This is a genomic window from Bacillus thermotolerans (assembly GCF_000812025.2).
In the GTDB taxonomy this organism is placed as follows: domain Bacteria; phylum Bacillota; class Bacilli; order Bacillales; family Domibacillaceae; genus Quasibacillus; species Quasibacillus thermotolerans.
Genome location: NZ_JWJE02000024.1, coordinates 1 through 23,812 on the forward strand (window position 1 = coordinate 1; position 23,812 = coordinate 23,812).

A 23,812-nucleotide genomic window follows, 5' to 3' on the forward strand; every position below is an offset into this window, starting at 1 on the left:
CGACACGTGGAGCTGACGAATACTAATCGATCGAGGACTTATCCTAATCAGAAAAGCAGAGGCGACTGCATAGACACGACAAGCAAATGTTTGGACGCTGGAGAGGCGCTAAGCCTTGGAAGCGGACGGTTATTTGACTCGAGTGTCGAGGAGCCGGAGCTGGACAACACACAACAAAATGGCAAGGTATTGCCGGTTACTTCCCAAGCATATTATCCAGTTTTGAAAGAACAACGTTCTTTCAACCTTATACAGTCTGGCGGCTATAGCGAAGAGGCCACACCCGTTCCCATCCCGAACACGGAAGTTAAGCTCTTCAGCGCCGATGGTAGTTGGGGGCTTCCCCCTGTGAGAGTAGGACGCTGCCAGGCATCTGACAAGAACAGTCTTAGGACTGTTCTTTTTTATACCCAGATTTATTAATCCTCTCCGTATTGTTTTCTCTGTTCTCTCTTTTTCACGTCTTCTACCACCCTTATTCCAATCATATAATATAAAAGCCGGATCCTTCCCCTATGTATTAAAAGGGACATGCACCTATACATAAAAACTGCCTACAATAAAGAGAAAAAATGATTTTCGTGATCGAGCAGCCTTTTTAGGTTTAATTATTTCAAGCAAGTGGAATATAGAAATATGTTTTTTGACAGGTTAGATCTTAAAAAATTTGTCAACGATTATTAGTAAGAGGGTCAGACCTCCTAATTGCCAAATGCCTAAGATTTCATGTATAATTTATGTCAAATATAGTCAAAGTCAGAAATGGAGGAGGTTTGATGCGTAATATATCTGATGTGATCGAGGACTATTTAAAAAAAGTCCTTGAAACAAGCGGGAGCGAGATCGTAGAGATCAAGCGAAATGAGATAGCTCAAAAATTCCAATGCGTTCCCTCGCAGATTAATTATGTAATCAATACCCGCTTTACGATTGAGAGAGGCTATGTGGTAGAGAGCAAAAGAGGCGGAGGTGGTTATATCCGAATTACAAAAGTGAAAGTACATGATCAGTATGATTTGATTGATCAGCTTGTTTCTTTAGTAGGGGATCGAATCTCTCAGACCACAGCCGAAAATTTAATTTACCGTTTAGTTGAAGAAGAAATTATTTCAAACCGAGAAGCCAAAATTATGTTAAGTGTCATGGATCGCTCTGTACTCCATATTGATCTTCCACAAAGAGATGAACTGCGAGCGAGAATGATTACCTCTATGCTCATGGCTTTGAAATACAAATAAACGTAAAAGGGGGTGTTTTACGTTGAAATGTCAAAGATGTAATGAAAGACCTGCAACCTTGCATTTTACCAAAACAATAAATGGAGAGAAATCTGAAATTTACTTATGTGAAAAGTGTGCGAAGGAACAAGGGGAAGAGTACATGTTTAGCTATCATCCCGATTTTTCTATCGGCAATTTGCTTGGCGGATTATTTAATATAGAATCACCGTTTTTATCTAAGCCTGCTCAGTATCCCCAACAGCACGCACTGAAATGTGAGCACTGTCAAACGACTTTTCAAGAGTTTGTAAACAGAGGGAAGTTTGGATGTCCGCACTGCTATGAAACTTTTCAGGAGCAGCTTACTCCTATACTAAAAAGGCTTCAAAATGGAAATAACGTACACAAAGGAAAAATTCCAAAACGGATGGGCGGCACGTTGCACGTGAAGAAAGAGATTGAGGAGCTAAGAGTGAAATTACAGCAAGCCATTGCGCATGAAGAGTTTGAGTCGGCAGCAAGTATTCGGGACCAAATCCGCTCTCTTGAAAAAAGTTTGCTTTCTAAAGGAGGAGAGTTGTGATGTCTCTAGAAAGATTTATTAACCAGGCTGTCAGCTCATGGATGAGTAATGAAGGACCTCACTCTGAAATCGTATTAAGTTCAAGGATACGCCTTGCAAGAAATCTAGCAGATTATAAGTTTCCTTCACTGTTGCAACCAGAGAAAGCGGCAGAACTGACGGCTAAAATTAATGAAAGCATGCAAGAGAAATATGATCTAGAGCTGCTGACAATGGAGAAGCTGTCAACGCTTCAAAAGCGGGTCCTTGTAGAGAAACATTTAATTAGTCCTTATTTATCGGATGCCTCTTCCTACGGGGCAGTGCTTCTCTCGGATACAGAAGATATCAGCATTATGATCAATGAAGAAGATCATATACGCATTCAATGTCTTTCTCCAGGGCTTCAGCTGAAAGAAACACTGAAAAAGGCAAGTGAAATTGATGATGTAATTGAAGCAAAGCTGAAGTACGCATTTGATGAGCAAAGAGGCTATTTAACAAGCTGTCCGACAAACGTAGGAACTGGCTTGAGGGCATCGGTGATGATTCACTTGCCAGGATTAGTGCTAACTCAGCAAATGAACCGCATTATCCCCGCGATTAACCAGCTCGGTTTTGTCGTCAGGGGTATATATGGAGAGGGCAGTGAAGCACTAGGGAATATCTTTCAGATTTCCAACCAGCTAACGCTCGGTAAATCAGAGGAAGATATAGTAGAGGACTTATTAAGTATAGTTCATCAAATTATCAATCACGAAGAGTCAGCCAGAGAATCTTTAAGCAATATGTCTTCCATCCACCTAGAAGATAAAGTATTCCGCTCTTATGGTGTACTTACAAACAGCCGGATTATCGAATCAAAAGAAGCTGCTCAATGTTTATCAGATGTAAGACTGGGAATTGATATGGGTTATATCCAAAATGTTTCAAGGTGTATTTTAAATGAATTAATGATTTTAACTCAGCCAGGTTTTCTGCAGCAGTATGCAGGCGGCACACTCCGGCCCGAAGAGCGGGATATTAGAAGAGCTGCCTTAATTCGAGAGCGATTAAAGCTAGAAGAAAATTGTTGAAGTAAAGGAGAGGGATGGATATGATGTTTGGTCGTTTCACGGAAAGAGCACAGAAGGTATTGGCGCTGGCACAGGAAGAAGCACTTCGTTTAGGACATAGCAATATCGGTACAGAACATATTTTGTTAGGTCTTGTGCGTGAAGGAGAAGGGATCGCGGCAAAGGCGCTATACGGTCTAGGGCTTAGCTCAGAGAAAATCCAGGAAGAAGTAGAGAACTTGATTGGGAGAGGCGAAGGAACGACCCAAACGGTTCATTACACACCGCGTGCAAAGAAAGTAACGGAACTTTCCATGGATGAAGCTAGAAAATTAGGTCATTCCTACGTTGGTACTGAACATATCCTGCTTGGATTGATCCGAGAAGGAGAAGGGGTAGCTGCCCGTGTACTTAGCAACTTAGGCATCAGCTTAAACAAAGCGCGCCAGCAAGTATTGCAGCTTTTAGGAAACAATGAAACCAACGGACATCAAGGAGGTCCTTCTTCTAACGCAAACACACCTACGCTCGATAGCCTAGCTCGTGACTTAACAGCTATCGCAAGAGAAGGAAGCCTGGACCCTGTTATTGGCCGCAGCAAAGAGATCCAGCGGGTAATCGAAGTATTAAGCCGAAGAACAAAGAATAACCCTGTATTAATTGGTGAACCAGGGGTAGGTAAAACAGCTATTGCAGAAGGTCTTGCTCAGCAAATCATTAATAATGAAGTGCCAGAGACTCTTCGCAACAAGCGCGTTATGACTTTAGACATGGGAACAGTTGTGGCAGGAACAAAGTATCGTGGTGAGTTTGAAGACCGCCTGAAAAAAGTAATGGATGAAATTCGTCAGGCTGGGAATGTTATTCTATTCATTGACGAGCTGCATACATTAATCGGAGCAGGGGGAGCAGAGGGTGCCATCGATGCATCTAATATTTTAAAACCGTCTCTTGCCCGTGGTGAGCTGCAGTGTATCGGAGCAACTACACTGGATGAGTACAGAAAATACATTGAAAAAGATGCAGCGCTTGAACGTCGCTTCCAGCCGATTCAAGTAGATGAACCGACAACGGATGAATCCATTCAGATTCTTAAAGGATTGAGAGACCGTTATGAAGCGCACCATCGCGTCTCTATTACAGACGAAGCGATTGAAGCGGCAGTTAAGATGTCTGATCGTTACATTTCCGATCGCTTCCTGCCGGACAAAGCAATCGACTTAATTGACGAAGCAGGTTCAAAAGTGCGTCTGCGTTCCTTCACTACTCCTCCAAATCTAAAAGAATTGGAAGCGAAGCTGGAAAGCATTAGAAATGAAAAGGATGCTGCTGTTCAAAGTCAAGAGTTTGAAAAAGCCGCTTCCTTACGTGATGCAGAGCAAAAGCTTCGTGAGGAAGTAGAGAAAACAAAGAACAGCTGGAAAGAGAAGCAAGGAAAAGAAAACAGCGAAGTAACAGTAGAGGATATTGCGAAAGTCGTATCCAGCTGGACAGGAGTGCCGGTTTCTAAGCTGGCAGAAACTGAAACAGAGCGGCTATTGAAGCTGGAGGAAATTCTTCACTCCCGCCTGATTGGCCAAGAAGAAGCGGTTAAAGCTGTTTCGAAAGCAGTCCGCCGGGCAAGAGCAGGCTTAAAGGATCCTAAGCGCCCGATCGGCTCGTTCATTTTCCTAGGCCCGACTGGTGTAGGTAAAACAGAGCTGGCAAAAGCATTGGCCGAATCTATGTTCGGTGATGAAGATGCGATGATCCGCATCGACATGTCTGAGTACATGGAGAAGCACTCTACTTCCCGTCTTGTTGGGTCACCTCCAGGGTATGTCGGCTATGATGAAGGCGGCCAGCTAACAGAGAAAGTACGCCGCAAGCCTTACTCAGTTATTCTCCTTGATGAGATTGAGAAAGCTCATCCGGATGTATTCAATATCTTATTGCAAGTACTAGAGGATGGCCGACTAACTGATTCAAAAGGCCGCACGGTGGACTTCCGCAATACTGTATTAATTATGACATCCAACGTTGGAGCGGAATCTCTGCAGCGCAACAAGTATGTAGGGTTTAACATCCAGGATGGTGAGCAGGACTTTAAAGACATGAAGGGCAAAGTGATGGATGAACTGAAACGGGCATTCCGTCCAGAGTTCTTGAACCGGATCGATGAAATTATTGTCTTCCATGCTTTAGAGAAGAAACACCTCAAGGAAATTGTGACGCTTATGTCTGATGAATTAACGAAGCGTTTAAGAGAACAGGACATCAGCGTAGAGCTGACTGAACAAGCAAAAGATAAAATTGCCGAAGAAGGCTACGATCCGGAATACGGGGCTCGCCCGCTGCGCCGGGCCCTTCAGAAACAAGTCGAAGACCGGTTATCCGAGGAGCTGTTAAAAGGCAAAGTACTAGCAGGACAGAGTGTAGTGATAGATGTAGAGGATGGAAACTTCGTAGTGAAAACAAAGGAACCGTCTGCTACGCAATCATAAAGAAAAACGGTGCACACGTTTATCGCGTGTGCATCTTTCTTTCATAGTTGTACTTCATAAAAAGGAGAGTTAACAATCAATGGCGAAGAAGAAAACAAAGTTTATTTGCCAGTCTTGTGGTTATGAATCAGCTAAATGGATGGGGAAGTGTCCAGGGTGTGGAGAGTGGAACAAAATGGTGGAGGAAGTGGAGATCACCGGAAAACAGAAACGCAGCTTTATGCATTCGGATCCGGCAACCATTTCAAAGCCGGCTAAGCTGGCTACCATTGATACCATTCAGGAGCCGCGTGTCAAAACACAATTAAAAGAGTTTAACAGAGTGCTGGGAGGAGGAGTCGTTCCAGGCTCGCTCGTGCTAATTGGCGGGGATCCGGGTATTGGAAAGTCTACTTTACTGCTGCAGGTGTCTGCTCAGCTGTCCGCGAATAAAAGTAAAGTTTTGTACATTTCTGGAGAAGAATCGGTCAAGCAGACAAAATTAAGGGCAGAGCGGCTGGCAGTAAAGGAAGAGGAGCTTTTTATTTATTCAGAGACCAACCTTCAGCTTATCCATACAGCTATTGAACAACTGTCACCTTCCTTTGTGGTTATTGATTCCATTCAAACGATCTACCATCCCGAAGCGACTTCCGCTCCAGGAAGCGTCTCACAAGTAAGAGAATGCACAGCAGAGTTAATGAGAATAGCAAAAATGAACGGCATTGCCATCTTCATTGTTGGCCATGTAACGAAAGAAGGTTCCATTGCCGGACCTCGATTATTGGAACATATGGTGGATACCGTGTTATATTTTGAAGGAGAGCGGCATCACACTTACCGTATTTTAAGAGCAGTGAAAAATCGCTTTGGCTCGACGAATGAAATGGGTATCTTCGAAATGAAGGAAGAAGGGCTCACTGAGGTGGAAAACCCATCAGAGATCTTTCTAGAAGAACGTTCACAAGGCTCTTCAGGCTCAACCGTTGTTGCCTCGATGGAAGGGACACGGCCAGTCCTTGTTGAAATCCAAGCATTGATTTCCCCATCGGTCTTTGGGAATCCACGCCGGATGGCTACAGGCATTGATCATAATCGTGTCACTTTATTAATGGCTGTCCTAGAGAAGCGCGTAGGACTCTTACTTCAAAATCAGGATGCTTATTTAAAGGTCGCCGGCGGGGTGAAGCTGGATGAACCTGCTATTGACCTTGCAATTGCCGTAAGCATTGCTTCAAGCTTCCGCGATCAGCCGACAAACGCGGCAGACTGCTTGATTGGAGAGGTTGGATTAACAGGAGAGGTGCGCAGAGTGTCAAGAGTGGAACAAAGGGTGCTAGAAGCAGCTAAGCTCGGCTTTACAAGAATCATCCTTCCTGCCAACAATATAGGCGGCTGGAAAGCACCAGCTGGGGTAGAAATAATTGGGGTGAATACGGTAAATGAAGCTCTTGATCTTGTATTTGGTCAATAATCCGTATGAACTGTTTCTGTAAAGTTTTGTGAAAAAATGGTTGCCAGCCAAGAAAAGTGTTTATAATAAAATTAAGGAGGTGAAGTCAGAATGTTAAAACGTCTTGTGCAAGCGGGGTTTATTATATTAGGCGGAACTTTAGGCATCATTCTTATTCCGGATTTATTGACATTCATTCGCTTGGACCATATCGCTCTAATTAATAACCCCTATGTTTCTGCTTTCCTAGGGGCCATCATTTTCTACATGCTCACCTTCTGGGCAGTGGATTATCTTGTAGACTTTGTGAAGTGGCTGGAGGATCGCATTGTGAATGCACCTTTGACTGACATTCTTTCTGGAAGTTTAGGATTAATCTTAGGGTTGATCGTTGCCTTTTTGGCAGGGAGCACGCTTAATTCAATCGAAATACCGATTGTCAATACGGTGGTTCCTATCTTTTTAACGATTCTCCTTGGTTACTTAGGATTCCAAGTGGGATTTAAGAAGAGAGATGAGATTACTAGCCTGTTTTCGAGCAGCAAGATCGGGAAGAAGAAGGAGCTTGAAGCTATCGAGCAGCCAGTAGAGACCAAGCAGTCATGTAAGATTTTAGATACGAGCGTAATTATAGACGGGAGAATCGCTGACATTTGTCAGACTGGCTTCTTAGAAGGCTGCCTCATCATCCCTCAGTTTGTACTAGAGGAGCTTCAGCATATTGCGGATTCTTCGGATACGCTAAAGCGGACGAAAGGCCGAAGAGGGTTAGACATACTGAACCGCATTCAAAAAGATATTCCTGTTGATGTGGAAATTGTGGAGCGGGATTTTGAGGATGTTCAAGAAGTGGACAGCAAGCTTGTAAAGCTCGCTAAAGAAATGAATGGCATCGTCGTGACGAACGACTTTAATCTAAATAAAGTATGCGAGCTTCAAAAGGTGCAGGTTCTTAATATAAATGACCTGGCAAATGCCGTGAAACCTCTTGTTGTCCCAGGTGAAGAAATGCATGTACTTGTGATTAAAGACGGGAAGGAACAACGTCAGGGCATTGCTTATTTAGATGACGGCACAATGATCGTCGTGGAAGAGGGCCGCGATTATATAGGCAAGCAAATCAACGTAGTAGTAACGAGCGTGCTGCAGACTTCGGCAGGCCGGATGATTTTCGCCAAGCCAAAACTGGCAGAAAAAGCGCTTTGAAGGGGTAAGGTGAATGAATTATCAAGTAGTGATTCCGGCAGCTGGAAGAGGGAAAAGAATGAGGGCAGATAGGAATAAGCTGCTTCTTAAGCTAGAGAGCTGTCCGGTGATTATCCATACGTTAAAGATCTTCGAAGAGGATCCTAGTTGCAAGGAGATTATCCTTGTCGTTCATCCCGACGAAACAGGGATTTTTTCTGACTTAATGAGTGAGCATGGTATAACGAAGGTGCAAAAGCTGGTCCACGGCGGCAGTGAGCGTCAGGAGAGCGTGTATCACGGGTTGAAGGAAGCGGACAAATCGGCTATTGTACTTATTCATGATGGAGCACGGCCGTTCATTACCATTCCGTTAATTCGGCAGCTTGTTGAGGAAGCAGAGCGCAGCGGAGCAGCAATAGCAGCCGTTCCGGTGAAAGATACGATTAAGCGTGTGACAGAGAAGAACGTGATTGAAACTGTTGAGCGCTCAAGCTTGTGGTCTGTTCAGACACCACAAGCTTTTCGCATGTCTTTGATTCTGGACGCTCATGAGCAGGCTCGAGCGGAAGGATACATAGGCACGGATGATGCCTCCTTGGTAGAGAGAATGAAAAAAGGAGTGCAGGTAGTAGAAGGCGATTATGATAATATAAAACTGACAACGCCCGAGGATCTTTTCTTTGCGGAAGCAATTATCCGAAAGCGAAGGTTACTCTAGAGGATAAAGGAGAAAGAAGAATGTTTCGAATTGGACAAGGCTTTGATGTGCATGAGTTTGCGGAAAACCGTCCGCTTATTATCGGAGGGGTGACCATCCCTCATGGAAAGGGTCTGATTGGCCACTCGGATGCAGATGTGCTGCTTCATACTATAGCAGACGCATGTCTTGGAGCTATTGGAGAGGGAGATATCGGCCGTCACTTTCCCGACACTGATCCTGCTTTCAAAGATGCGGACTCAGCTGCTCTACTGCAACATGTCTGGGAACTCGTGAAAGGGAAGGGATTTTCCCTTGGGAATGTAGACTGTACCATTATGGCTCAAAAGCCGAAGATGGCTCCATATATCAGCCAGATGAGAGAGAGAATCGCTGAGCTGCTTGAGGCTGATACGTCACAAATCAACGTAAAAGCCACTACTACAGAGAAGCTGGGGTTTGTGGGCAGAGAAGAGGGGATCGCTGCGCAGGCAGTTGTATTGCTGCAGGCAAAAGCAAAGTAATTCTCTTTTTTCCTGAAACAGCTGATGGTAAAATAAAAAAAGTCATATGAACGCTTGAGGAGGAACAGAACATGGCAAACGATATCCGCGTGCGCTACGCACCGAGCCCGACAGGCCACCTGCATATAGGAAATGCGCGTACCGCTCTTTTTAATTATTTATTCGCCCGCAGCCAAGGCGGCGAATTTATTATCCGGATTGAAGATACGGATAAGAAACGTAATATTGAAGGCGGCGAGGAAAGCCAATTAAAATATTTGAAATGGCTTGGCATCGACTGGGACGAGGGAGTAGATAAAGAGGGAGAATACGGCCCTTATCGTCAATCCGAGCGAAACGACATTTACAGAAAATATTTCGAACAGCTTTTAGAAGAAGGCAAAGCATATAAATGCTACTGCACAGAAGAAGAGCTTGAGGCTGAGCGGGAAGCACAGGCAGCAGCAGGGAAGGACATGCCTGGTTACTCAGGCAAATGCCGCCACCTGACAGAGGAAGAAAGAAAAGCGAAAGAAGCAGAGGGAAGAGTCCCAAGCATCCGTATTAAAGTGCCTGAAGGCGAAACTTATACCTTCAATGATATGGTGAAGGGCGAAGTTGCATTTACGTCAGAAGATATCAATGATTATGTCATTGTGAAGAAGGACGGTACACCAACCTACAATTTCGCGGTCGTCATTGATGATTACTTAATGAAAATGTCTCACGTTCTGCGTGGTGATGATCATATTTCCAATACACCGAAGCAGCTTGTTATTTATAAAGCTTTAGGCTGGGAGCCTCCTGTGTTTGGCCATATGACGCTTATTGTGAACGAGAACCGCAAAAAACTAAGCAAGCGTGATGAGTCTATCATTCAATTCATGGAGCAGTATGAAGAGCTTGGCTACTTGCCGGAGGCGCTGTTTAACTTCATTGCCTTGCTGGGCTGGTCCCCGGCTGGAGAAGAAGAAATCTTCTCTAAAGAGGAGTTTATCGAACAATTTGATGTGAAACGTTTGTCTAAATCCCCGGCTGTGTTTGATAGCCAGAAGCTTCTTTGGATGAATAATCAGTACATGAAGAAGGTAGAGCTTGATCGGGTCGTGGAGCTTACACTTCCTCATCTAGTGAAGGCGGGCCGTGTAGAAGAGAACCGAACGCCTGAGCAAGAGGCATGGGTTCGTGAATTAATTGGACTATATCAAGAGAAGCTAAGCTATGGAGCGGAAATCGTAGACATGTCCTCATTATTCTTTAAAGAGGAAATCAGCTACGAAGAAGAAGCGAAAGAAGTGCTGGCTGAAGAGCAGGTGCCGGAAGTCATGGCTTCTTTCCTTGAGAAGGTCGAAGCGCTTGATGAGTTCGAAGCAGACGCAATTAAGAAAGCGATGAAGGCTGTACAGAAAGAAACGGGCCATAAAGGGAAAAAGCTATTTATGCCAATACGGTCAGCAGTGACGGGACAAACGCACGGTCCCGATTTACCAAAAGCGATTGAACTTCTTGGCAAAGAAAAAGTAATTGAGCGGTTGAGAAAAGTTAACGGTTAACATTTCAATAAAAATGTAATATAGTAAGAGTACTATTTACTGATGAGTGATGAATATGTTCGCGTTGATGAGGAGAAGTAGGTAATCGAAGCCTTACAGAGAGAACCGTCCCCGGCTGCAAACGGTTTAGGCCTCTCGATTATTGAAATGCCCCTCTGAGCCTGCCGTTGAAAGGTTGCCGAGTAAGCGGCAGCGGGTCCGCCCCGTTATCAGGTTAAGCTGGAAAGACAGCCTTGTGCTGTTTTTCAATCAGAGTGGAACCGCGTATATCATACGTCTCTGTTTAGACAGAGGCGTTTTTTTTATTTTTTTATAAAGGGATAAAGGGAGGGAATTGATCATGTTTAAATCGTTTAAGGAAGATATTGAGACGGTGCTGGAGCAGGATCCAGCAGCACGCAGTTATATAGAAGTAGCACTTACGTATTCGGGGCTTCATGCTATATGGGCTCACCGTGTCGCCCATGCCCTTCACAAAAAGAAGTTTCTATTCCTTGCTCGTGTCGTATCGCAAGTCAGCCGCTTCTTCACAGGAATAGAAATTCATCCGGGGGCCAAAATCGGGCGCCGTCTGTTTATCGACCATGGAATGGGTGTTGTTATTGGAGAGACGTGTGAGATTGGAGATAATGTCACCTTATACCAGGGGGTCACACTTGGAGGAACAGGGAAAGAGTCGGGCAAGAGGCATCCGACCGTTAAGGACAACGCTTTGATTGCCTCAGGAGCAAAGGTTTTAGGATCTATTACCATTGGAGAAAATTCTAAAATCGGCGCCGGTTCGGTTGTTTTGAAAGATGTGCCAGACAACTCCACCGTTGTCGGTATTCCGGGACGTATCGTGATGCGGGACGGCAAGAAAGTACAGAAGGATTTTAACCATCGTGATCTCCCAGATCCGGTTGCTGACCGTCTAGAAGCGATGTCAAGGGAAATTATGAGATTAAAGCAAGAGCTTGAGGAAGTAAAAAAAGGAGAATACCAACATGACCATTCGCGTTTATAATACACTGACACGAAAGAAAGAAGAGTTTGTCCCTTTAGAAGAGGGAAAAGTGAAGATGTATGTGTGCGGTCCAACGGTATATAACTATATACACATAGGTAATGCGCGACCTGCCATTGTGTTTGATACAGTACGCCGTTATTTCCAGTATAAAGGCTATGATGTAACATTCGTATCTAACTTTACCGATGTAGATGATAAACTGATCCGTACGGCTAATGAGCTGGGTGAGGAAGTTCCGGAAATTGCAGAGCGGTTCATCAATGCCTATTTCGAAGACACAGGTGCATTAGGCTGCCAAAAAGCAGATGTACACCCGCGTGTAACGGAGAATATTGACACCATTATTACATTTATCGAAACTCTCATTGACAAAGGATATGCTTACGAGTCCGAGGGAGATGTATATTACCGCACAAGGAAATTCAAGGACTATGGGAAGCTTTCTCATCAATCCATTGATGAACTGAAGGTTGGCGCGAGAATCGGTGTAGGGGAAAAGAAGGAAGATGAATTGGACTTTGTTTTATGGAAAGCGGCAAAGGAAGGGGAAATTTCCTGGGAAAGTCCGTGGGGCGCGGGGCGTCCAGGATGGCACATTGAATGCTCTGCCATGGCTAGGAAGTATTTAGGTGACACGATTGATATCCATGCAGGCGGCCAGGACTTAACCTTCCCTCATCACGAAAATGAAATTGCCCAGTCAGAAGCACTGACAGAAAAACCATTTGCCCGCTATTGGCTGCATAACGGGTACATCAACATTGATAACGAGAAGATGTCTAAATCACTTGGCAATTTCGTGCTTGTACACGACATTATTCAGAAAATCGATCCGCAAGTTCTTCGTTTCTTTATGCTGATGGTTCACTATAGACATCCAATTAACTATAACGATGAACTGCTGGAAAATGCCAAGTCTGCGCTGGATCGATTAAAGACAACGTACAATAATTTGAATCATCGTAAGGCTTCCAGTACGAATCTGGCGGATAACAATGATGAATGGTTAGGGAAAATTAAAGAGATACAGGAAGAATTTATTAAAGAGATGGATGATGACTTTAATACAGCAAATGCTATCTCCCTCTTATTTGAGCTTTCAAAGCAAGCCAATTACTATTTGATGGAGAAAAGTACGTCTGAAATCGTCATTGATGCTTTCTTGAAGGAGTTTGAAGATTTATTCTTCGTGCTTGGACTTCAGCTCAAAGAGGAAGAAGAGATTGTAGATGAAGAAATTGAAGCGCTGATCGAGCAGCGTATTCAAGCAAGAAAAGACCGAAACTTCCAGCTAGCGGATGAGATCCGTGACAAGCTTAAGGGCATGAATATCATTTTGGAAGACACACCGCAAGGCACTCGTTGGAAGCGAGGGTGATGAGTGTGGAATTTGAACCTTTAAAAGACGCCAGGCAAATGAACGGTCTGGCGCTTGCTTATATGGGAGATGCCATCTATGAAGTATATGTCCGCCGGTTTTTATTGGAAAGTGGAAAGGTAAAACCCAATGAACTTCACAGAGAAGCGACCCGCTATGTGTCTGCCAAGGCGCAAGCCCGGTTTTTACATGAAATGATAGAGGAAGAACTTCTATCCGAAAGTGAGCTTGCTGTTGTCAGGCGGGGACGAAATGCGAAATCGGCCACTGTTCCAAAAAACACGGATGTACAGACTTACAGGCACAGCACTGGCTTCGAAGCTCTGGTGGGCTTACTATTCTTGACAGGAGAAGAAGCGAGACTCCAGGAGATCATTCACTTCTGTCTAGAGCAAAATAATCAACAGGAAGGAGGGAACTAGCCATGTCGAAAGAATTCATTGCTGGGCGAAATCCCGTGTTGGAAGCACTTCGTTCAGAGAGGGAAATCAATAAGATTTGGATCGCAGAGGGAGCGCAAAAGGGGTCGATGCAGCAAGTAATTAAATTGGCCAAAGAGAAAAATGTACTCGTTCAGTTTGTTCCTAGACAAAAAGTAGACCAGATGACAGATGAGAACCATCAAGGGGTAGTAGCCTCTGTTGCTGCTTACCGCTATGCCGATCTTGATGACTTATTCAAAAAAGCTGAGGAAAGCGGAGAAGAGCCGTTCTTTCTGCTTCTCGATGAGATTGAAGACCCTCATAACCTCGGCTCCATTATGAGAACGGCGGATGCCTCTGGCGCCCATGGGATTATCATTCCGAAACGCCGTTCGGTGGGGCTGACCGCAACCGTAGCGAAAGCTTCCACAGGAGCGATTGAATACATCCCGGTTGTCAGGGTAACAAACCTGGCGAGGGCGATTGATGAGTTGAAGGAGCGTGGCGTTTGGATTGCTGGCACGGATGCTAAGGGAGCAGAAGACTACCGGAGGCTTGATGGTACGCTGCCGCTTGGATTGGTCATTGGCAGTGAAGGAAAAGGAATGGGGCGCTTAATAAGGGAGAAGTGTGATTTCTTAATCAAGCTGCCGATGGCTGGGCAGGTTACATCTTTAAATGCTTCAGTTGCAGCCAGCTTGCTTATGTACGAGGTATACAGAAGGCGCCATCCGCTAGGTGAGTAGCTATGGATATTCTCCTCGTTGATGGCTATAACATCATTGGCGCCTGGCCTGAGCTGATTGAATTAAAAAAGAAGGACCTTGCCTCTGCCCGTGACCGGCTGATTGAGCTGATGGCGGAATACCAGGGCTTTACCGGTTCACGGGTCATTGTCGTCTTCGATGCCCATTACGTGAAAGGCACGGAAAAGAAATACAAGAATTCGAAGGTAGAGGTTATTTTTACGAAGGAAAACGAATCGGCAGATGAGCGGATTGAAAAGCTGGCTATTGAATTAAATAATATACAGAATCAGGTCTCTGTTGCTACTTCTGATTTCACCGAGCAATGGGCGGTCTTTGGCCAGGGAGCTTTAAGGCTCTCTGCCAGAGAGCTGCTGACCGAGGTAGAGATCATCACCCAAAGTATTCATCATAGCGTTAAGCATTACCAGGAAAAGAAGGTCTACTCAAAAATTCCGCTTACAAAAGAAATGGCAGAAGTTTTTGAAAAATGGCGCCGGGGGAAGAAATGAAGCATTGACGTTTAAAAAAATCGTGCTGTATAATATTTCTATCTATGGTTTTGCCGGCGGAGGGGGTGTGTGTGAGTTTGAATCGTTCAACGAATACATCATTGGAAACGCTTCAAGATGAACAGCTTATAGAACTGATGCATAAAGGGGATAGCGACGCTTTGGACTTCTTAATCCATAAATACAAAAATTTTGTCCGGGCAAAAGCGCGTTCTTATTTTTTAATTGGGGCTGACAGGGAGGATATCGTACAGGAAGGCATGATTGGTCTGTACAAGGCAATCCGCGATTACAAAGAGGACAAGCTAACCACATTTAAGGCTTTTGCTGAGCTTTGTATCACACGTCAGATTATTACGGCGATTAAAACTGCCACTAGACAGAAGCACATACCGTTAAATTCTTATATCTCGCTTGATAAGCCGATTTATGATGAGGAGTCAGATCGTACGCTTATGGACGTTATTACAGAGGCGAAAATGCTGAGCCCTGAGGAGCTGATTATCAGCAGGGAGCAATTCAGCAGTATTGAAGATAAGATGAATGAGTTATTAAGTGATTTAGAACGGAAAGTCCTAGCTTTATATTTAGATGGACAGTCCTACCAGGAGATTTCTGTTGAACTTAACCGCCACGTGAAATCGATCGATAATGCCTTGCAACGAGTGAAGAGAAAGCTGGAGCGCTATTTGGAATTTAAGGAAATTACAATGTAAGAGGACGCTTGACTAGTTCTCCTAAGAGTGCTAAGTTTTACAATTGAGGTAGAGAAGGTGACTTTACAGCGATGAATAAGATTATACTCTCCTGCTCAAAGTGTGGTTCCAGAAACTATTCCACTCCCGGCAAAGCGAACAATAACGAACGGCTGGAAATTAAGAAGTTTTGCCGCACGTGCAACAGTCACACTGTTCACAGACAGACAAAGTAAGAAGGGAAGCTCTGTTTGGGTCAGCTGACTTAGAGAGCTTGCAGGGTGCGGAGCTTTCAACCATACACCAGGAAATGATTTTACCTTTTGGAGGGTTCAGAATGTCAAGCATAACACAGTTCTTCCGCAATGTAAGTTCGGAAGTGAGGAAAGTCAGCTGGCCAAAGAAGAAAGAGCTGACAAGGTATACAATCACGGTTGTAACGACTGTGATCTTTCTAACTATTTTCTTTGCGGTAGTTGACTTGGGAATCTCATCGGTAGTAAGATGGGTTTTATCTTTATAGAATATTGATTCACTTTGTTGGTTTGAATATACTGCTTTTTTATATGGTATACTTAGAAATACGATAGAGAAGAAGAAAAGCCCGATTTAACGGGTTTTTTCATTTGCTTTTCAAAAGTGAAGGAGGGAAGGACGTTCAGTCCCTTTCGATGGAGAAGAATTGGTACGTTGTACACACATATTCAGGATATGAGAATAAGGTAAAAGCCAACTTGGAAAAGCGCGTTGAATCCATGGGCATGCAAGATAAGATCTTTCGGGTTCTCGTCCCCCAGGAAGAAGAAACCGATTTTAAAAATGGCAAGAAGAAAGTTACTATGCGAAAAACCTTTCCTGGTTACGTACTAGTAGAGCTGGTGATGACAGACGATTCCTGGTATGTTGTCCGTAATACACCAGGCGTAACAGGGTTTGTCGGCTCTTCTGGCCATGGTTCAAAGCCTACACCGCTCCTGCCGGAAGAAGTAACTTCCATTCTGAAGCAAATGGGCATGGATGATAAGCGCCGGGATATTGACTTTGAACTAAATGAAACAGTCATTGTTAAAGAAGGCCCGTTTGCCAACTTTGAAGGAACGGTGGAAGAGGTTGATTATGATAAAGCAAAGCTGAGGGTGTTAGTGGATATGTTTGGCCGTGAAACTCCAGTAGAGCTTGATTTTAACCAGGTAGATAAATTATAATGAAAAACGGACTTGAAATATTAGAAGGATAATGATAATATTTTTAAGTCAGTATGTCTATTAGATAGACTAATTTTAATTGATCACCTTTCTAGAAAAGGTGTTACTGAGTGGGAGGGGTAAATCCCCAAATACCACATCACGGACTTAAGGAGGTGTGTCTCGTGGCTAAAAAAGTTATTAAAGTTGTTAAATTGCAAATCCCTGCAGGTAAAGCGAATCCAGCGCCGCCAGTAGGTCCTGCACTTGGTCAAGCTGGTGTAAACATCATGGGATTCTGTAAGGAGTTCAACGCGCGTACAGCCGACCAGGCTGGTTTAATTATTCCGGTTGAAATTACGGTTTTTGAAGATCGTTCATTTACATTCATTACAAAAACTCCGCCGGCAGCTGTTCTTCTTAAGAAAGCAGCAGGTATTGAGTCTGGTTCTGGTGAGCCAAACCGCAACAAAGTTGCAACAGTAAAGCGCGATAAAGTGCGTGAAATTGCTGAAACAAAAATGCCTGACCTGAATGCAGCAAACGTTGAATCAGCTATGCGTATGGTGGAAGGTACTGCCCGCAGCATGGGAATCGTGATTGAAGACTAATTGCTGAATGAAGGCATTGTTCGGGGTTGCGCTGTGAATGTATATCTTATTACTTCACGCGCAACCTTTATTCGTGGGAGGTTATTCCGCTAAAACCACATAAGGAGGAAATTAGAATGGCTAAAAAAGGAAAGAAATTTCAAGAAGCAGCTAAGCTTGTTGACCGTTCTGTAGCTTACGAGCTAACTGAAGCGGTTGAACTAGTAAAGAAAACAAGCTTTGCTAAGTTTGATGCAACAGTAGAAGCAGCTTTTCGTCTTGGCGTAGACCCAAAGAAAGCTGACCAGCAAATCCGTGGAGCTTTAGTGCTTCCGAACGGTACAGGTAAAACACAAAAAGTATTAGTGTTTGCTAAAGGGGAAAAAGCAAAAGAAGCAGAATCAGCAGGCGCTGATTATGTAGGCGAGAGCGACTACATCAACAAAATCCAGCAAGGCTGGTTTGATTTTGATGTAATCGTAGCGACACCTGATATGATGGGTGAAGTTGGTAAGCTTGGCCGCGTTCTTGGACCTAAAGGCTTAATGCCAAACCCTAAAACTGGTACTGTTACATTCGATGTGACAAAAGCAGTTGAAGAAATCAAAGCAGGTAAAGTAGAGTACCGTGTAGATAAAGCAGGAAACGTTCATGTGCCAATCGGTAAAGTATCTTTCGACAACGACAAGTTAGTTGAAAACTTCCGTGCGATCTTTGATGCAATGATGAAGGCTAAGCCATCTGCAGCAAAAGGCACATACATGAAGAATGTTACTCTTACTTCTACAATGGGACCTGGTGTAAAAGTTGACGCTTCTTCTGTAGTTGTTGCAAATTAAGTTGACAATAGATTGTATACTTGATATAATACTTTTTGTTGTGAAATAAAAATAGCATTTATACCGTAGACAGCAGGTGCCGACAGGCTTAATTTCCCGCCGAGGTAATCCTATATAAACAGCAGGTCGTTTGCTGTTTAACGGAACCTCCATGTCTACTGGCATGGAGGTTTTTTACTTGTGTATAAGGTATGAATGGCAACGAAAGTGAAGAACATCGTTTTTTCTATAAATCTACAGGAGGTGTGTGTGATGAGCGCTGTAATCGAGCAAAAGAAACAGTTAGTAAATGATATCGCTGAGAAGTTCAAAACTAGTTCTTCTACAGTAGTTGTTGACTACCGTGGATTAACAGTTGGTCAAGTAACTGAACTTCGTAAGCAGCTTCGCGAAGCGGGTATTGAGTTCAAAGTATACAAAAACACTTTAACTCGCCGTGCAGCGGAAGCCGCTGGAATTGCTGGTTTAGAAGAAGTATTAACTGGTCCTAATGCGATTGCTTTCAGTGAAGAAGATGCAATTGCACCAGCGAAAATTCTTAACAGCTTTGCTAAAGAGAACGATGCATTAGAAATTAAAGCAGGCGTTCTTGAAGGCAATGTAGTAACAGTAGAAGAAGTAAAGGCTCTTGCCGAACTTCCATCCCGCGAAGGACTTCTTTCTATGTTGCTTAGTGTGCTACAAGCACCAATGCGCAACTTTGCTTTGGCTACCAAAGCTGTTGCCGACCAAAAAGAAGAAGAAGGCGCGTAAGCTGATCGTTTCAGTAGCCGCTTGAACGAATAAATATCATTTTCCAAAAAACAAGGAGGAAACTTTAAAATGACTAAAGAGCAAATTATTGATGCTATTAAAGAAATGTCAGTTCTTGAGTTAAACGACCTAGTAAAAGCAATCGAAGAAGAATTTGGTGTAACTGCAGCTGCTCCTGTAGCAGTAGCTGGCGGTGCTGCAGGTGGAGACGCAGCAGCAGAGCAAACTGAATTTGATGTTGTCCTTACTGAAGCAGGTGGACAAAAAATCAAAGTTATTAAAGTTGTTCGCGAAATTACAGGTCTTGGCCTTAAAGAAGCGAAAGAGCTTGTTGATAACACTCCTAAACCAGTTAAAGAAGGAGCTTCTAAAGAAGAAGCTGAAGAAATCAAAGCTAAACTTGAAGAAGTTGGCGCTGGCGTAGAAGTTAAGTAATGACGTAACAAGTATGGCCAAAAGCCCGCTGGATCCAGCGGGCTTTTATTTGTCTGTTGACCAAGTAGATGGAACGGAGGAATAAGTGTGACCAATCATCATTATTTTTCACAAACACCCGAAAGTGAAAGCAATCCTAAATACTGGGATTACACATTGAAGGGAAGAACCTTCCGCTTCAAAAGTGATTCAGGCGTTTTTTCAAAAAATGAAGTTGATTTTGGATCTCGTCTATTGATTGATACATTTGATGTGCCTTCCATCGAAGGGCCTATTCTTGATGCTGGCTGCGGGTATGGACCAATTGGACTGGCTGTAGCATCAATTACACCTGATAGAACCATTCATATGATTGATGTAAATGAACGGGCCCTTTCCCTAGCAGAAGAAAATGCGGCCTTAAACCATATTGAGAATGTGAAAATCTATGAAAGCGACCGACTTCAGCAAGTAGAAGAGACTGGTTTTGCGGCAGTGCTAACCAATCCGCCGATTCGTGCCGGTAAGAATATCATATTCGATATTTTTACACAGAGCTATGAAAAGCTGGCGACGGGCGGTTCTTTATGGGTAGTCATTCAAAAGAAACAAGGAGCTCCTTCTGCTTTTAAAAAGATTGAATCGCTTTTCGGCCAGGCCGAATGGGTGGACCGCTCGAAGGGCTATCATATAATCAAAGCTGAAAAATATTGACTATCTTTTGGCACTATGCTAGCATTATAAAATGCCAGTATAATACTTATGGCCATTTTTGCGCTGAAATAATTTTTTGGTATAAAACTTGCTTGAAATGGCTACGATGGTAAAATAATAGTTCATTATGTGCAAAAATGAGGTTTTCTTTGTCAAAACCTTTTTCTTTTTGTCTTATGCAAGACTAAACATCTGGTATAAGAGGAATATAAGCAATTAAAACGCTTGATTTGAGGGGTGAATCAGTTGGTAGGTCAACTAGTTCAGTACGGACGACACCGCCAGCGCAGAAGTTATGCGCGCATTAGTGAAGTTTTAGAATTACCGAATCTCATTGAAATCCAAACATCCTCTTATCAGTGGTTTCTTGATGAGGGTTTGCGAGAAATGTTCCAAGATATTTCTCCTATCGAAGATTTCACTGGTAATCTTGCATTGGAATTTATCGATTACAGCCTTGGAGAACCAAAGTATCCAGTGGAAGAGTCGAAGGAGCGGGATGTAACTTACTCAGCTCCGCTTCGAGTGAAAGTGCGCCTGTTAAATAAAGAAACTGGCGAAGTGAAAGACCAGGAAGTATTCATGGGCGATTTCCCGCTTATGACTGAAACAGGCACATTTGTTATCAATGGGGCAGAACGCGTCATTGTTTCTCAGCTTGTCCGTTCTCCGAGTGTGTATTATAGCGGAAAAGTAGACAAGAACGGAAAGCGAGGGTTTACTGCTACTGTTATTCCAAACCGCGGAGCGTGGCTTGAATATGAAACAGATGCAAAAGATATTGTATATGTTCGTATTGACCGTACGCGCAAGCTGCCAATTACCGTGCTGCTTCGTGCTCTCGGGTTTGGCTCTGATCAAGAAATCATCGATCTAATCGGTGACAATGAGTACATTCGCAATACACTAGAGAAAGATAACACGGAGAATACGGAAAAAGCTCTTATTGAGATTTACGAACGGCTTCGCCCGGGTGAACCTCCAACAGTAGAAAATGCAAAAAGCCTGCTGATTTCTCGCTTCTTTGATCCGAAGCGTTATGACCTTGCAAGCGTTGGGCGCTACAAAATGAATAAGAAGCTTCATACGAAGAACCGCTTATTTGGCCAGTATTTAGCAGAAACACTGGCTGACCCGGAAACAGGGGAAATTATTGCGGAGAAGGGAACGCTTCTTGACCGACGTGCGCTTGATAAGATCATTCCTAATTTGGAGAATGGCGTTGGATTTAAGACGTACCGCCAGTCAGGCGGTGTAGTAGAGGAAGACATCGTTGTCCAATCTATTAAAATTTATGCACCAAACAGTGAAGAGGAGCAGGTTATTAATGTAATCGGCAACGGCTTCCCTGAAATGGATGTTAAGCATATTACACCTGCTGATATTATTGCTTCCATCGGCTATTTCTTCAACTTGCTTTATGGCGTTGGAGGAACAGATGATATCGATCATTTAGGAAACCGCCGTCTGCGCTCTGTTGGAGAGCTTCTTCAAAACCAGTTCAGAATTGGTTTATCCCGTATGGAGCGTGTAGTGCGTGAGCGTATGTCTATCCAAGACACGAATACGATCACACCTCAGCAGTTAATTAATATCCGTCCGGTTATTGCGTCTATTAAAGAGTTCTTTGGAAGCTCCCAGCTTTCCCAGTTCATGGACCAAACGAATCCATTAGCAGAATTGACACATAAACGTCGACTTTCAGCTCTTGGACCAGGTGGATTAACAAGGGAACGGGCTGGCTTTGAAGTGCGTGACGTCCATTATTCCCACTATGGCCGTATGTGTCCAATTGAGACACCTGAGGGTCCGAACATCGGCTTGATCAACTCGTTATCCACATATGCGAAAGTAAACCGTTTCGGCTTTATTGAAACACCGTATCGGAAAGTAGACCCTGATACTGGCCGGGTTACAGATCAGATTGACTATCTGACAGCTGATGAAGAAGATAACTATGTTGTTGCCCAGGCAAATGCTCGCTTGAATGAAGATGGCTCATTTGCTGATGAAGAAGTGGTTGCCCGCTTCCGAAGCGAGAACACCGTAGTCAAGCGTGAACGAGTTGACTATATGGACGTTTCGCCAAAGCAGGTTGTTTCTGCTGCGACAGCTTGTATTCCTTTCTTGGAAAATGACGACTCAAACCGTGCGCTCATGGGAGCAAACATGCAACGCCAGGCAGTGCCTCTTATGCAGCCGGAAGCACCGATTGTCGGTACGGGAATGGAGTATGTCTCTGGTAAAGACTCCGGAGCTGCGGTGATTTGTAAGCATGAAGGTATCGTTGAGCACGTAGAAGCTCGCGAAGTTTGGGTGCGCCGTATCCAGGAGGTAGACGGAAATGAAGTGAAAGGCGATTTAGATAAATACCGCCTGCTTAAATTTATCCGCTCTAACCAAGGTACATGCTATAACCAGCGACCTATTGTAAGTGTAGGGGACCGCGTAACAAAAGGAGAAATCCTTGCTGACGGCCCGTCTATGGAAAAAGGCGAGCTTGCTCTTGGACGCAACGTCATGGTCGGCTTTATGACATGGGATGGCTACAACTATGAGGATGCCATTATCATGAGTGAAAGACTTGTAAAAGATGACGTGTACACCTCTATTCATATCGAAGAATATGAGTCAGAGTCCCGCGATACAAAGCTTGGACCTGAAGAAATTACTCGTGACATTCCAAACGTAGGGGAAGATGCGCTTCGTAACCTTGATGACCGCGGTATTATCCGTGTAGGTGCCGAAGTGAATGACGGCGATTTATTAGTTGGTAAAGTTACTCCTAAAGGGGTAACAGAGCTGACAGCTGAAGAACGCCTTCTGCATGCGATTTTCGGTGAGAAAGCTCGCGAGGTTCGTGATACTTCCTTACGTGTACCTCATGGTGGAGGCGGAATTGTCCTTGATGTAAAAGTATTTAACCGTGAAGATGGTGACGAACTGCCGCCAGGGGTTAACCAGCTGGTACGCGTGTACATCGTTCAGAAGCGTAAGATCTCTGAAGGGGACAAAATGGCCGGACGACATGGAAACAAAGGTGTTATCTCTCGGATTCTTCCGGAAGAAGACATGCCTTACCTTCCAGACGGCACTCCGATTGATATTATGTTAAACCCGCTAGGCGTTCCATCTCGTATGAATATCGGACAGGTTATGGAGCTGCATTTAGGCATGGCAGCACGCTATTTAGGCCTTCATATAGCGACTCCGGTATTTGATGGAGCGACAGAGGATGACGTATGGGAAACAATTGAAGAGGCGGGTATGTCCCGTGATGCGAAAACGGTCTTGTATGATGGCCGTACTGGTGAACCATTTGATAATCGTGTATCTGTCGGCATTATGTACATGATCAAGCTGGCACACATGGTAGATGATAAGCTTCACGCTCGTTCGACCGGCCCTTATTCACTCGTTACGCAGCAGCCTCTTGGCGGTAAAGCCCAGTTTGGCGGACAGCGTTTTGGAGAGATGGAGGTATGGGCGCTTGAAGCATACGGCGCAGCTTACACTCTTCAAGAGATTCTTACAGTTAAGTCTGATGATATCGTTGGTCGCGTGAAGACATATGAAGCAATTGTTAAAGGTGAAAACGTACCTGAACCAGGTGTACCGGAATCCTTTAAAGTATTGATCAAAGAACTTCAAAGCTTAGGCTTAGACGTGAAGATTATGTCTGAGGATGATCAGGAAATTGAAATGCGCGATTTAGAGGATGAGGATGATCTACAACAGGCTGACACACTAAACATTGCCCCTGAAGAAGATTCATCTGAGAAGGTAAGTTCAACGGATTAACACATTCTAATACAGGCCGGAGAATACCGAGTTACTTCTCCGGCTATCTTTCATACAAGCAG

24 protein-coding genes, 1 rRNA gene and 2 other annotated features are annotated in these 23,812 nt (G+C 44.0%); all 25 genes read left to right on the forward strand.

Annotated elements, in window-relative coordinates; genetic code table 11:
- Nucleotides 1-255 precede the first annotated feature (255 nt).
- The 25 genes from rrf to rpoB all read left to right on the forward strand — a co-directional run bounded on the left by rrf (nt 256) and on the right by rpoB (nt 23,750).
- Nucleotides 256-371 (forward strand): 5S ribosomal RNA (rrf, locus tag QY97_RS10655).
- A 402-nt stretch (nt 372-773) separates the two neighbouring features.
- Nucleotides 774-1,238 (forward strand): CtsR family transcriptional regulator, encoded by a 465-nt coding sequence (locus QY97_RS10660; RefSeq protein ID WP_408606266.1) that lies wholly within the window; start codon nt 774-776, stop codon nt 1,236-1,238.
- 22 nt (nt 1,239-1,260) lie between these two features.
- A complete protein-coding gene (locus QY97_RS10665) occupies nt 1,261-1,803 on the forward strand; it encodes a UvrB/UvrC motif-containing protein (protein ID WP_039234340.1) in 543 nt (180 codons plus the stop codon).
- Nucleotides 1,803-2,858, forward strand: a complete 1,056-nt coding sequence (locus QY97_RS10670) for a protein arginine kinase (protein WP_039234342.1) — start codon at nt 1,803-1,805, stop codon at nt 2,856-2,858. Before QY97_RS10665 ends, QY97_RS10670 begins: the two co-directional genes overlap by 1 nt.
- A gap of 20 nt (nt 2,859-2,878) precedes the next feature.
- Nucleotides 2,879-5,320 (forward strand): ATP-dependent protease ATP-binding subunit ClpC, encoded by a 2,442-nt coding sequence (gene clpC, locus QY97_RS10675; protein ID WP_039234344.1) that lies wholly within the window; start codon nt 2,879-2,881, stop codon nt 5,318-5,320.
- Between the two features lie 79 nt (nt 5,321-5,399).
- Nucleotides 5,400-6,773 (forward strand): DNA repair protein RadA, encoded by a 1,374-nt coding sequence (gene radA / locus QY97_RS10680; protein WP_039234345.1) that lies wholly within the window; start codon nt 5,400-5,402, stop codon nt 6,771-6,773.
- A gap of 90 nt (nt 6,774-6,863) precedes the next feature.
- Nucleotides 6,864-7,958 carry a PIN/TRAM domain-containing protein gene (locus QY97_RS10685; RefSeq protein WP_039234346.1) on the forward strand — a complete coding sequence of 365 codons (1,095 nt, stop codon included), beginning with the start codon at nt 6,864-6,866 and terminating at the stop codon, nt 7,956-7,958.
- Nucleotides 7,959-7,971: 13 nt separating this feature from the next.
- Nucleotides 7,972-8,658 carry a 2-C-methyl-D-erythritol 4-phosphate cytidylyltransferase gene (gene ispD / locus QY97_RS10690; RefSeq protein WP_039234348.1) on the forward strand — a complete coding sequence of 229 codons (687 nt, stop codon included), beginning with the start codon at nt 7,972-7,974 and terminating at the stop codon, nt 8,656-8,658.
- Nucleotides 8,659-8,678: 20 nt separating this feature from the next.
- On the forward strand, nt 8,679-9,161 hold the full coding sequence (gene ispF, locus QY97_RS10695) for a 2-C-methyl-D-erythritol 2,4-cyclodiphosphate synthase (protein ID WP_039234351.1): 483 nt from the start codon (nt 8,679-8,681) through the stop codon (nt 9,159-9,161).
- Nucleotides 9,162-9,232: 71 nt separating this feature from the next.
- Nucleotides 9,233-10,693, forward strand: a complete 1,461-nt coding sequence (gltX, locus tag QY97_RS10700; protein WP_039234353.1) for a glutamate--tRNA ligase — start codon at nt 9,233-9,235, stop codon at nt 10,691-10,693.
- 55 nt (nt 10,694-10,748) lie between these two features.
- Nucleotides 10,749-10,977 (forward strand) — a binding site (T-box leader).
- Nucleotides 10,978-11,033: 56 nt separating this feature from the next.
- Nucleotides 11,034-11,699: a serine O-acetyltransferase EpsC gene (gene epsC / locus QY97_RS10705; protein WP_039234356.1), complete on the forward strand. Its 666-nt coding sequence runs from the start codon at nt 11,034-11,036 to the stop codon at nt 11,697-11,699.
- Entirely contained in the window at nt 11,680-13,080 is a 1,401-nt protein-coding gene (gene cysS / locus QY97_RS10710) for a cysteine--tRNA ligase (protein WP_039234358.1), read from the forward strand. The genes epsC and cysS overlap by 20 nt, the downstream gene beginning before the upstream one ends.
- Nucleotides 13,080-13,502 carry a Mini-ribonuclease 3 gene (locus tag QY97_RS10715; protein ID WP_039234360.1) on the forward strand — a complete coding sequence of 141 codons (423 nt, stop codon included), beginning with the start codon at nt 13,080-13,082 and terminating at the stop codon, nt 13,500-13,502. Before cysS ends, QY97_RS10715 begins: the two co-directional genes overlap by 1 nt.
- A 2-nt stretch (nt 13,503-13,504) precedes the next feature.
- Nucleotides 13,505-14,248 carry a 23S rRNA (guanosine(2251)-2'-O)-methyltransferase RlmB gene (gene rlmB, locus QY97_RS10720; RefSeq protein ID WP_039234361.1) on the forward strand — a complete coding sequence of 248 codons (744 nt, stop codon included), beginning with the start codon at nt 13,505-13,507 and terminating at the stop codon, nt 14,246-14,248.
- A gap of 2 nt (nt 14,249-14,250) precedes the next feature.
- Nucleotides 14,251-14,760, forward strand: a complete 510-nt coding sequence (locus QY97_RS10725; RefSeq protein ID WP_039234364.1) for an NYN domain-containing protein — start codon at nt 14,251-14,253, stop codon at nt 14,758-14,760.
- 71 nt (nt 14,761-14,831) lie between these two features.
- The gene (sigH, locus tag QY97_RS10730; protein WP_046128554.1) at nt 14,832-15,476 is read left to right on the forward strand and encodes an RNA polymerase sporulation sigma factor SigH; all 645 of its coding nucleotides are present in this window, start codon (nt 14,832-14,834) and stop codon (nt 15,474-15,476) included.
- 71 nt (nt 15,477-15,547) lie between these two features.
- On the forward strand, nt 15,548-15,691 hold the full coding sequence (gene rpmG / locus QY97_RS19950) for a 50S ribosomal protein L33 (RefSeq protein ID WP_082090266.1): 144 nt from the start codon (nt 15,548-15,550) through the stop codon (nt 15,689-15,691).
- 101 nt (nt 15,692-15,792) lie between these two features.
- Nucleotides 15,793-15,978, forward strand: coding sequence for a preprotein translocase subunit SecE (gene secE / locus QY97_RS10735; RefSeq protein WP_039234369.1), 186 nt, complete (start codon nt 15,793-15,795; stop codon nt 15,976-15,978).
- A gap of 148 nt (nt 15,979-16,126) precedes the next feature.
- The gene (gene nusG / locus QY97_RS10740) at nt 16,127-16,660 is read left to right on the forward strand and encodes a transcription termination/antitermination protein NusG (protein ID WP_039234371.1); all 534 of its coding nucleotides are present in this window, start codon (nt 16,127-16,129) and stop codon (nt 16,658-16,660) included.
- A gap of 164 nt (nt 16,661-16,824) precedes the next feature.
- The gene (gene rplK, locus QY97_RS10745; RefSeq protein WP_039234373.1) at nt 16,825-17,250 is read left to right on the forward strand and encodes a 50S ribosomal protein L11; all 426 of its coding nucleotides are present in this window, start codon (nt 16,825-16,827) and stop codon (nt 17,248-17,250) included.
- A 116-nt stretch (nt 17,251-17,366) separates the two neighbouring features.
- Entirely contained in the window at nt 17,367-18,068 is a 702-nt protein-coding gene (gene rplA, locus QY97_RS10750) for a 50S ribosomal protein L1 (protein WP_039234374.1), read from the forward strand.
- 45 nt (nt 18,069-18,113) lie between these two features.
- Nucleotides 18,114-18,253 (forward strand) — a sequence feature (ribosomal protein L10 leader region).
- Between the two features lie 67 nt (nt 18,254-18,320).
- A complete protein-coding gene (gene rplJ, locus QY97_RS10755) occupies nt 18,321-18,821 on the forward strand; it encodes a 50S ribosomal protein L10 (RefSeq protein ID WP_039234376.1) in 501 nt (166 codons plus the stop codon).
- 69 nt (nt 18,822-18,890) lie between these two features.
- Nucleotides 18,891-19,256: a 50S ribosomal protein L7/L12 gene (rplL, locus tag QY97_RS10760; protein ID WP_039234378.1), complete on the forward strand. Its 366-nt coding sequence runs from the start codon at nt 18,891-18,893 to the stop codon at nt 19,254-19,256.
- A gap of 87 nt (nt 19,257-19,343) precedes the next feature.
- Entirely contained in the window at nt 19,344-19,949 is a 606-nt protein-coding gene (locus tag QY97_RS10765) for a class I SAM-dependent methyltransferase (RefSeq protein WP_039234380.1), read from the forward strand.
- 246 nt (nt 19,950-20,195) lie between these two features.
- Nucleotides 20,196-23,750, forward strand: coding sequence for a DNA-directed RNA polymerase subunit beta (gene rpoB, locus QY97_RS10770; protein ID WP_039234382.1), 3,555 nt, complete (start codon nt 20,196-20,198; stop codon nt 23,748-23,750).
- Nucleotides 23,751-23,812: the final 62 nt, after the last annotated feature.

Bases quoted from the DNA above. Each gene is read 5' to 3' on its own strand.
- secE (WP_039234369.1), top strand. From the start codon at position 15,793: ATGTCAAGCATAACACAGTTCTTCCGCAATGTAAGTTCGGAAGTGAGG.
- QY97_RS10715 (WP_039234360.1), top strand. From the start codon at position 13,080: ATGAGTGTGGAATTTGAACCTTTAAAAGACGCCAGGCAAATGAACGGT.
- rpmG (WP_082090266.1), top strand. From the start codon at position 15,548: ATGAATAAGATTATACTCTCCTGCTCAAAGTGTGGTTCCAGAAACTAT.
- QY97_RS10685 (WP_039234346.1), top strand. From the start codon at position 6,864: ATGTTAAAACGTCTTGTGCAAGCGGGGTTTATTATATTAGGCGGAACT.
- ispF (WP_039234351.1), top strand. From the start codon at position 8,679: ATGTTTCGAATTGGACAAGGCTTTGATGTGCATGAGTTTGCGGAAAAC.
- rplL (WP_039234378.1), top strand. From the start codon at position 18,891: ATGACTAAAGAGCAAATTATTGATGCTATTAAAGAAATGTCAGTTCTT.
- gltX (WP_039234353.1), top strand. From the start codon at position 9,233: ATGGCAAACGATATCCGCGTGCGCTACGCACCGAGCCCGACAGGCCAC.
- radA (WP_039234345.1), top strand. From the start codon at position 5,400: ATGGCGAAGAAGAAAACAAAGTTTATTTGCCAGTCTTGTGGTTATGAA.
- rplA (WP_039234374.1), top strand. From the start codon at position 17,367: ATGGCTAAAAAAGGAAAGAAATTTCAAGAAGCAGCTAAGCTTGTTGAC.
- QY97_RS10670 (WP_039234342.1), top strand. From the start codon at position 1,803: ATGTCTCTAGAAAGATTTATTAACCAGGCTGTCAGCTCATGGATGAGT.
- rplJ (WP_039234376.1), top strand. From the start codon at position 18,321: ATGAGCGCTGTAATCGAGCAAAAGAAACAGTTAGTAAATGATATCGCT.
- clpC (WP_039234344.1), top strand. From the start codon at position 2,879: ATGATGTTTGGTCGTTTCACGGAAAGAGCACAGAAGGTATTGGCGCTG.
- cysS (WP_039234358.1), top strand. From the start codon at position 11,680: ATGACCATTCGCGTTTATAATACACTGACACGAAAGAAAGAAGAGTTT.
- nusG (WP_039234371.1), top strand. From the start codon at position 16,127: ATGGAGAAGAATTGGTACGTTGTACACACATATTCAGGATATGAGAAT.
- QY97_RS10725 (WP_039234364.1), top strand. From the start codon at position 14,251: ATGGATATTCTCCTCGTTGATGGCTATAACATCATTGGCGCCTGGCCT.
- epsC (WP_039234356.1), top strand. From the start codon at position 11,034: ATGTTTAAATCGTTTAAGGAAGATATTGAGACGGTGCTGGAGCAGGAT.
- ispD (WP_039234348.1), top strand. From the start codon at position 7,972: ATGAATTATCAAGTAGTGATTCCGGCAGCTGGAAGAGGGAAAAGAATG.
- rlmB (WP_039234361.1), top strand. From the start codon at position 13,505: ATGTCGAAAGAATTCATTGCTGGGCGAAATCCCGTGTTGGAAGCACTT.